This window comes from Mitsuaria sp. TWR114, from assembly GCF_007997345.1.
In genome coordinates, this window is the sequence record NZ_VOSR01000436.1 from 1 (window position 1) to 8142 (window position 8142).

The 8142-nt window shown below is 69.9% G+C and carries 8 protein-coding genes and 1 pseudogene; 5 read left to right on the plus strand and 4 right to left on the minus strand.

All coding sequences use genetic code 11. From position 1 onward, the window contains the following. The 5 genes and pseudogenes from FUT87_RS15890 to FUT87_RS15910 form a co-directional block, all read left to right on the plus strand. Positions 1-684: ATP-binding protein (locus tag FUT87_RS15890; protein WP_255511872.1), on the plus strand; the 684-nt coding region annotated here is incomplete at its 5' end. Further along, the gene (kdpE, locus tag FUT87_RS15895; protein WP_147241638.1) at positions 681-1376 is read left to right on the plus strand and encodes a two-component system response regulator KdpE; all 696 of its coding nucleotides are present in this window, start codon (positions 681-683) and stop codon (positions 1374-1376) included. The genes FUT87_RS15890 and kdpE, both read left to right, overlap by 4 nt. Positions 1377-1472: 96 nt before the next feature. Then, positions 1473-1745, plus strand: coding sequence for a hypothetical protein (locus tag FUT87_RS15900; RefSeq protein WP_147241639.1), 273 nt, complete (start codon positions 1473-1475; stop codon positions 1743-1745). 347 nt (positions 1746-2092) lie between these two features. Then, a complete protein-coding gene (locus FUT87_RS15905; protein WP_147241640.1) occupies positions 2093-2566 on the plus strand; it encodes a FadR/GntR family transcriptional regulator in 474 nt (157 codons plus the stop codon). A 14-nt stretch (positions 2567-2580) separates the two neighbouring features. Then, positions 2581-3530 (plus strand): annotated as a pseudogene (locus FUT87_RS15910) (LysR family transcriptional regulator). Positions 3531-3551: 21 nt separating this feature from the next. On the opposite strand, the gene FUT87_RS15915 reads toward FUT87_RS15910, so the two are convergent. From FUT87_RS15915 to FUT87_RS15930, 4 genes are all read right to left on the minus strand, one after another. Beyond that, positions 3552-4541, minus strand: coding sequence for a glycoside hydrolase family 43 protein (locus FUT87_RS15915; protein WP_147241641.1), 990 nt, complete (start codon positions 4539-4541; stop codon positions 3552-3554). A gap of 37 nt (positions 4542-4578) precedes the next feature. Continuing rightward, a complete protein-coding gene (gene yjfF / locus FUT87_RS15920; protein ID WP_147241642.1) occupies positions 4579-5562 on the minus strand; it encodes a galactofuranose ABC transporter, permease protein YjfF in 984 nt (327 codons plus the stop codon). Then, positions 5559-6542 carry an ABC transporter permease gene (locus FUT87_RS15925; protein WP_147241643.1) on the minus strand — a complete coding sequence of 328 codons (984 nt, stop codon included), beginning with the start codon at positions 6540-6542 and terminating at the stop codon, positions 5559-5561. The genes yjfF and FUT87_RS15925 overlap by 4 nt, the downstream gene beginning before the upstream one ends. Before the next feature lie 201 nt (positions 6543-6743). Continuing rightward, on the minus strand, positions 6744-8142 hold a 1399-nt coding region (locus FUT87_RS15930), incomplete at its 5' end, for a sugar ABC transporter ATP-binding protein (RefSeq protein WP_147241644.1).

The window sequence follows — 8142 nt, forward strand, 5'->3', positions numbered from 1 at the left end:
GCGCTGCAGGGCCTGGCCGAGACGCTGGCCCGGCGCGAGCTCGATGCCGGCGCGGCCGAGACCGCGCGGGCGATCGAGCAGCAGTCGCTGCGCATCAACGCGATGGTCCACAACCTGCTGGACATGGCGCGGCTGCAGAGCGGCGCGCTCAAGCTCAACCGGCAATGGCAGCCGGTGGACGAGGTGGTCGGCAGCAGCCTCCAGCTGATGGGGACGACACTGGCGCGACATCGCGTCGTGCTGGACGTGCCGGCGACGCTGCCGATGGTGGAACTGGACGCGGTGCTGATCGAGCGGGTGCTGGTCAACCTGCTGGAGAACGCGGCGAAGTACACGCCGCCGGGCAGCGAGATCCGCGTGATCGCGCGGGCGATCGGCGACGCGCGCGCGCTGCAGGCGGGCGAGGGCGAGATGCGCCTGTCCGTCGAGGACAACGGCCCGGGGCTGCCGCCCGGTCGCGAGGAGGCGCTGTTCGAGAAATTCGCGCGCGGCCATGCCGAGTCGCACCTGCCGGGCGTCGGCCTGGGGCTGGCGATCTGCCGTGCCATCATGCAGGCCCACGGCGGCAGCATCCGGGCCGAGCGCGCGACACCGCAGGGCGGGGCGCGCTTCAGCCTCTCGCTGCGCCTGGGTCAATCGCCGGCGCTGCCGGCCTTCGAAGAAGACGGGGAACCGCTGCCGTGAGCGAGCCGCAGCCGATCGCGCTGATCGTCGAGGACGAACCGAACATCCGCCGCTTCGTGCGGCTGGCCCTGGAGGGCGAGGGCTGGTCCGTGCACGAGACCGGCACCCTGCGCCAGGGCCTGATCGATGCCGGCACCCGGCGGCCGGACCTGGTCATCCTCGACCTGGGTCTGCCGGACGGCGATGGCCAGGACTTCCTGCGCGACCTGCGCGCCTGGTCGCAGGTGCCGGTGATCGTGCTGTCCGCGCGCGGCGCGGAGGACGACAAGATCGCCGCGCTGGACCATGGCGCCGACGATTACCTGAGCAAGCCCTTCGGCGTCGGCGAGCTGATGGCGCGGGTGCGCGTCGCGCTGCGCCGCAGCCAGGCGCGGGCCAGCGAGCAGCAGGATCCGGTGTTCCGCTTCGGCGAGGTCGAGGTCGACTTGGCCGCGCGCCGTGTGCGCCGCGCGGCGCAGGACGTGCACCTGACGCCGATCGAGTACCGCCTGCTCAGCCACCTGATCGGCAACGCCGGCAAGGTGCTGACGCACCGCCAGCTGCTGAAGGCGGTGTGGGGGCCGTCGCAGGTCGAGCAGAACCACTACCTGCGCGTCTACATGGGCAACCTGCGCCAGAAGCTGGAGGCCGAGCCCGCCAGCCCGCGGCACCTGCTCACCGAGACCGGCGTGGGCTACCGGCTCATGCCCTGAGCGCCGGCGGTCCCGCGCGGGCCGCGTCCCCTGTAGCATTGCCCGCACGCCCGTCCCGGGCGCTGGCTCGACAACACGCTCAACAGGAGACTTCTCATGATTCAGCAGGCCCAGGTCGAACTCGCCAAGACCTTCTTCGAGCAGTCGAAGAAGGCGTTCGAGCAGAACTACGCGGCGTGGAGCACGGTGCTCGCGTCGCAGAAGGCGATCATGGAATCGATGCGCGCGGCGGGTACGCCCTTCGAGGTCGCGGCCGACGAGTTCCAGAAGCTCATCGATTTCCACGAACAGCAGTTCCGCGCGACGGTCGACTTCATGACCAAGCTGCAGGCGGACTACGCCAAGCTGGTCCAGAAGAAGGGCAAGTGAGCCCGCGCGGCCGTCGTGGCCGCGTCCCCGGCCCTGCGGCGAGCAGGGGCGTCACGCACGGTTGACGCCGTCATCGCCGCGGTGGAAGAATCGCGCCCACGCCGCCGAGGCCCACCGCCCGCGCGCTCCCTCAACCTCTTTGCCATCCAGGAGGTGCCCGATGAAGAACCCGACGTTCACCCTTCGCTGATCGCCGACGGCTGTCCGGATCCTTCCGATTCCTTCGCCGCGATGCCCCCACCGGTCCTGATGCCGGTGCCGCATGGCGCGCCACCTTCCGCTCCCCGTCGGTCCCTTGACCTCATGAGGTCCTGCTCGCGCCAACAACGCGACAGGCCGACGGATTCATGCATCTCATCTCCCTGCCGCTGCCGCCCTCGGCGCGCGCGGCGACCCCTGCGGGCCCGAGCCCGCTGCCTGATCCCACGGGCCCCGGCGTCGAGCGGCTGCCACTGTCGACGCTGGCCGGCCAACAGGTCGTCATCGAGGAAGCCTTCGACGGCATGGCCGCGGCCACCGACACCGAGGAACTGCTCGAGCCCGACCTGGCCTTCCACCGCCACATCGCCGAGGCCACCAACAACGACCTGATGGCCTACATCGGCAACATGCTGTCGCTGGCGCTGCGTGAATCCATCCTGCTGAGCAGCCAGCTGCCCAACACCCACGAGCTCTCGCTGCCGCGCCACCAGGCCATCCTGACGGCGATCCGCAATCGCGACCCGCTGGGCGCGCGCCAGGCCACGCTGGTGCAGCTGCAGGAAACCGGCGATGACCTGAGCAACGTGCTCTCCGCCAAGGGCATCGTGGACCTGGCCTGACCGACCCCGACGCGATGGACGACGCTCCCAATCCCAACTGGTTCCTGCGCGCGCGGCTGAAGACGCGGCAGCTGCTGCTGCTCATCGCGCTGGACGACCACCGCAACATCCACCGCGCCTCCGAGGCGCTGTGCATGACCCAGCCCGCCGCGTCCAAGCAGCTCAAGGACCTGGAGGACATGCTGGAGGTCAAGCTCTTCGAGCGCCTGCCGCGCGGCATGGAGCCGACGCTGTTCGGCGAGACCATGATCCGGCATGCGCGCATGGCGCTGACCAGCCTGGCGGCGGCGCACGACGACATCGTCGCGCTCAAGAAGGGCCTGACCGGGCAGGTCGAGGTCGGCGTGATCATGACGCCGGGCATGTCGCTGCTGCCGCGCGCGATCGCGCGGGTCAAGGCGCAGGCGCGCTGCTGCGCATCGGCGTGCAGATGGAGACCAGCAAGGTGCTGCTGGACCAGCTCCAGCGCGGCGTGCTCGACTTCATGATCGGCCGCATCCTCGAGGAGGACAGCGTGTCGGGCCTGCAGTACGAGGAACTTAGCGGCGAGCCGGCCTGCGCCGTCGCCCGGATCGGGCATCCGCTGCTGCTGCGCGACGACCTGTCGCTGGCCGACCTGGCCACCCAGGCGTGGATCCTGCCGCCGCCCGGCAGCGTGCTGCGGCATCGCTGGGAGCAGATGTTCCGGCGCGCCGCGATCGAGCCGCCGGCCGATGCCGTCGACACGACGGCGCTGCTGGTGATCACGGCGCTGCTGCAGCAGACCGACGCGCTGCATGTGATGCCCATCGAGGTGGCGCGCTACTATGCCTCGCTGAAGGCGCTGGCGATCCTGCCGATCGAGCTGCCCTGCAGCATGGACGCGTTCGGCATCATCACGCGCGAGGGGCACCTGCTGTCGCCCGGGGCGCGGACGCTGCTGCAGGAGGTGCGCGGCGTCGCCAGGGAGCTCTACGCGCGCTGAGACGCTGACGGGCCGAGGGGCTCAGCCCCGGCAACCCGGCGAGGGATTCGCGGCGGGACCGGCGTCGGTCTGCGGGATGAAGCGGATCGTGCCGTCCGGGTTGTAGTGCAGTTCCTCGATGGCGACGGAGCGGCGGAACTCGCCGCCACCGGGCAGCTTGGCGTTGTGGTAGGCGATGTAGCTCTTGCCGTTGAACTCGAAGATCGCCTGATGGATCGTCGGCGTCCCCGCGTTCTTCGCCATGATCACGCCGCGCGGCGTCCACGGGCCGGTGGCCGACGGGCCGGTCATGTACGCCGTCTCCTCGGGGAAATGCTGCGAGTAGGACAGGTAGTAGGTCGCGCCGTGCTTGTGCAGGTAGGACGCCTCGGTGAAGTCCTTGACCGGCACGACGTCGATGGGGCCGGCCAACGCCGTCATCGACGGCGCCAGCTTCGCGACCTTCAGCACCGTGTTGCCGAAGTAGAGGTAGGCCTGGCCGTCGTCGTCGACAAACACAGCCGGGTCGATGTCGTCCCAGGCGATGTCGGTCTGGGTGGTCATGTCGTTGGTGACCAGGGCGGAGCCGCGCGCGTCCTTGAACGGGCCGGTGGGGCTGTCCGAACTCGCGACGCCGATGGCGAAGCCGGGGACCGTCGCATGCTCGACGGTCGTGTAGAAGAAGTAGGTCGGCTTGCCGTCGACGACCCGGCGGGTGATGTCCGAGGCCCAGGCGCGGCCCTTGGCCCACTTGAAGTCCAGCGCCTTCATCGGCGAGCCATGGTCGGTCCAGCGCACCAGGTCGCAGCTGGAATAGACCCGCCACTCGTTCATCACGAAGTCCTTGCCATCGGGCTTGGCTTCGTCATGGCCGACGTAGAGGTAGACGCGGCCCTTGTCGATCAGCACCGCGGGATCGGCGGTGTAGAGCTGGGGGAAGAGCGGGTTGGCGGCTCGCGCCGGCGCGGCGGTGATCGCGAGGGCGGTGACCAGCGCGGCGGCGAGGCAGGACCTGAACGCGGAGGGATTCATGCGGGAAGGAATCGAAGGGTAGAAGTCGGACGCCAACTCAGGCCTGGCCCGCGGGCCGCGCCAGCAGGCGCTGCACGACGCAGAACACGAACAGCAGCGCGCCGATGACGATCTTGGTCCACCAGGAACTGAGCGTGCCGTCGAAGGCGATCAGCGTCTGGATCACTCCCAGCACCAGCACGCCCGACAGCGCGCCAGCGACGTAGCCATAGCCGCCGCTGAGCATCGTGCCGCCGATGACCACCGCGGCGATCGCATCCAGCTCCGCGCCTTGCGCATGCAGGCCGTAACCGCTGAGCATGTAGAACGCGAAGAGCAGGCCGGCGAGGGCGGCGCACAGGCCGCTGAGGCCGTACACCATCAGCTTGGTGCGCCCGACCGGCAGGCCCATCATCAGTGCCGACTGCTCGTTGCCGCCCAGCGCGTAGACGGCACGCCCGAAGGCGCTGCGATGCGCCAGCCAGATCCCCGCCACCAGCACCGCCAACGCGATCGCGGCGCTGGGCGAGATGAAGCCGCCGGGCACCGCCCATTGCGTCTGGGATACCAGCACGAAGGTGGGATCGTCGATGGTGATCGAATCGACGCTGATCAGATAGCACAGGCCGCGCGCGAGGAACATGCCGGCCAGCGTCACGATGAAGGGCTGCAGCCGGAACGCATGGATGAGCGCGCCCTGCAGCACGCCGAAGGCCGCGCCGCCGCCGAGCACGAGCGCGATGACGGCCCAGGCCGGCCAGTGCGCGTGATGCAGCAGCCAGGCGGCGACGGTCGTGGCCAGCGCCAGCACCGCGCCGACCGACAGGTCGATGCCGCCCGACAGGATCACCAGGCTCATGCCGACGGCCAGCACCAGCAGGTAGGCGTTGTCGATGATCAGATTGAGCATCACCTGCGGCGCGGCGAAGCCGGTGTAGTGGGCGCCGCCGGCGGCGATCAGCGCGAGCAGCAGCACGACGGTGACCTGCGCGCTGAAGGCGGGTTGGCGGAGCCAGCGCTGGAAGAGGGCGAGGGGAGTCATCGGGCGCCTCCGCGCGGGGCGAGCCGGCGCAGCATCGGCCGCAGCTCGCTCGATTGCAGGATGCAGAGCAGGAACACGACGATGGCCTTGACCACCATGTTCACTTCGGGCGGCACGCCCAGCGAGTAGATCGTCGTCGTCAAGGTCTGGATGATCAGCGCGCCGATGAGCGCGCCGGCCAGGTGGTAGCGGCCACCGGCCAGCGAGGCGCCACCCAGTGTCACGGCCAGGATGGCGTCGAGCTCCAGCAGCAGGCCGGCATTGTTGGCGTCGGCGCTCTTGATGTTGGACGCGATCATCAGGCCGGCCAGGCCCGCGCAGCCGGCGGCGAAGACATAGGTGCCGAAGATCAGCGTCGCGGTGCGCAGGCCCGCCAGGCGCGAGGCGACCGGGTTGAGGCCCACCGCCTGGATGAACAGGCCCAGCGCGGTCTTGCGCAGCAGCGCGATGGTGGCGAGCGAGAGCGCCGCCACGACCCACAGCGACACCGGCAGCCCCAGCAGGTAGCCGCCGCCCAGCACGAAGAAATCGTCGCGGTAGACGGTCAGGATCTGGCCGTCCGACAGCAGCTGCGCCAGGCCGCGGCCCGCCACCATCAGGATCAATGTCGCGATGATCGGCTGCAGCTTCAGGCCGGCCACCAGTACGCCGTTCCAGACCCCGCACAGCAGCGCGGCGCCCAGCGCGCCGGCATAGGCCAGCACCAGGGGCTGGTCACCGTTGACCAGCATCGCCGCCACCGTCGCGGCGATCGCCACGACGGCGCCGATCGACACGTCGATCCCGCGCGTCGCGATCACCAGGCTCATGCCCAAGGCCGCCAGCATCAAGGGCGCAGCACGGTTCAGGATGTCGATCAGCGGGCCGTACAGGTGGCCGTCCTTGATCTCCAGGTGCCAGAAGCCGGGCAGCAGGATCACGTCGATCAGCAACAGGATCGCCAGCGCGGCGATCGGGCGGAGCAAAGGGTGCTCGGCCATGAGGGCGAAAACGCGGCGACGCTTCGGCGTCGGGAGAGCGCTCAGGGGGAGGGCGTCTGTCACGGGAGTCTTTCGATTCATGCGCTCTGGCATTCACTGCCGCGGTCGGGGCGTTGGCCGCCAGTGCATGGGGCCTTGGCGGCAAGCGCCAAAACCCCACGCACTGCCGTCCCCAACCACCACCTTCCTTCAACGGTTTTGCTACCGAGGACCATCGGCGGCGATCACTTCAAGGACCGAGCGTTCGTCGAGCTGGCCCCGTTCGTAGGTGCCGATCGCGCGGCGGTCGCGCAGCACGACGATGCGATCACTGCAGCGCAGGACCTCGGGGAGCTCGGACGAGATGAACAACACCGCCATGCGGCGGTCCTCGTCGTTGCCCTCGGCACACAGGCGACGAACCTCGTCCATGATCTCCTCCTTCGCGCGAACGTCGATGCCGCGCGTCGGCTCGTCCAGGATCAACAGGCGCGGCTGCGTCAGCAGCCAGCGGGCCAGCAGCGCTTTCTGCTGGTTGCCGCCGGAGAGCAGGCCGATCGGCGTCTCGATGTCCGCCGTCTTGATGCCCAGGCGCTGGACGTAGTCGGCAGCAATCGCCTGCTGGCGCTTGAGCGGGATCGCTCGCCACCACCCCTGCCGCGCCTGCAGCGCAAGCACGATGTTCTCTCGGACCGAGAGCGCCAGCACCGCGCCCTCGAGCTTGCGGTCCTCGGAGCAGAAGGCCAGGCCGCTCGCGATGGCCTGTCGGGGGGACGCGAAGCGTTGGCGCTGGCCGGCGATCTCGATGTCGCCGGCATCGGCGGTGTCCGCGCCGAAGAGCAGCCGCGCTGCCTCGGTGCGGCCCGATCCCAGCAGGCCGCACAGGCCCAGCACCTCGCCCTCGCGGATCTCCAGGTCCAGCGGCTGCAAGGCGCCGCGGCGGGCCAGGCCGTGGGTGGTCAGCGCCGGCGTGGTGGTCTGGGCGCAGGACGCGGGTGGTGCCGTCGAGGCGGCGTGCGGGCCCACCATCTTCTGGATCAGTTCGAGCCGGCCGAGGTCGCGGGCGAGGTACTCGCCCTCGGTGCGGCCGTTGCGCATGACGGTGATGCGGTCGGAGACGGCGTAGACCTGGTCCAGGAAGTGGGTGACGAAGAGCAGGGCCATGCCCTGCTCGCGCAGCCGGCGCATGACGCGGAACAGGTGCTGGACCGCGGCCTCGTCGAGGCTGGAGGTGGGCTCGTCGAGGATGAGGACGCGCGCCGAGATGTTGAGCGCCCGCGCGATGGCCACCATCTGCTGGATGGACAGCGAGTAGCGCGCCAGCGGCGCGTCCACGTCGATGTCGAGCTCCAGTTCCGCCAGCAGCTGGCGCGAGCGCTCGCGCATGCGGCGCCAGTCGATCTGGCCCCAGCGCCGCGGATAGCGGCCGATGAAGAGGTTCTCCGCCACCGAGAGGTTGGGGACGAGGTTGACCTCCTGGTAGACGGTGCTGATGCCCAGCGCCTGCGCGTCGGCGGTGGAGCGGGGCGCGATGGGCGCGCCGCCGAGTTCGATGCGGCCGGCATCCGGCGCGTAGAGGCCGGTGAGCACCTTGATCAGCGTGGACTTGCCGGCGCCGTTC

What these genes read in the sequence shown, in the direction of transcription:
- FUT87_RS15900 (WP_147241639.1), top strand. Translation starts at nt 1,473, where the DNA reads ATGATTCAGCAGGCCCAGGTCGAACTCGCCAAGACCTTCTTCGAGCAG.
- FUT87_RS15905 (WP_147241640.1), top strand. Translation starts at nt 2,093, where the DNA reads ATGCATCTCATCTCCCTGCCGCTGCCGCCCTCGGCGCGCGCGGCGACC.
- FUT87_RS15915 (WP_147241641.1), bottom strand. Translation starts at nt 4,541, where the DNA reads ATGAATCCCTCCGCGTTCAGGTCCTGCCTCGCCGCCGCGCTGGTCACC.
- yjfF (WP_147241642.1), bottom strand. Translation starts at nt 5,562, where the DNA reads ATGACTCCCCTCGCCCTCTTCCAGCGCTGGCTCCGCCAACCCGCCTTC.
- FUT87_RS15925 (WP_147241643.1), bottom strand. Translation starts at nt 6,542, where the DNA reads ATGGCCGAGCACCCTTTGCTCCGCCCGATCGCCGCGCTGGCGATCCTG.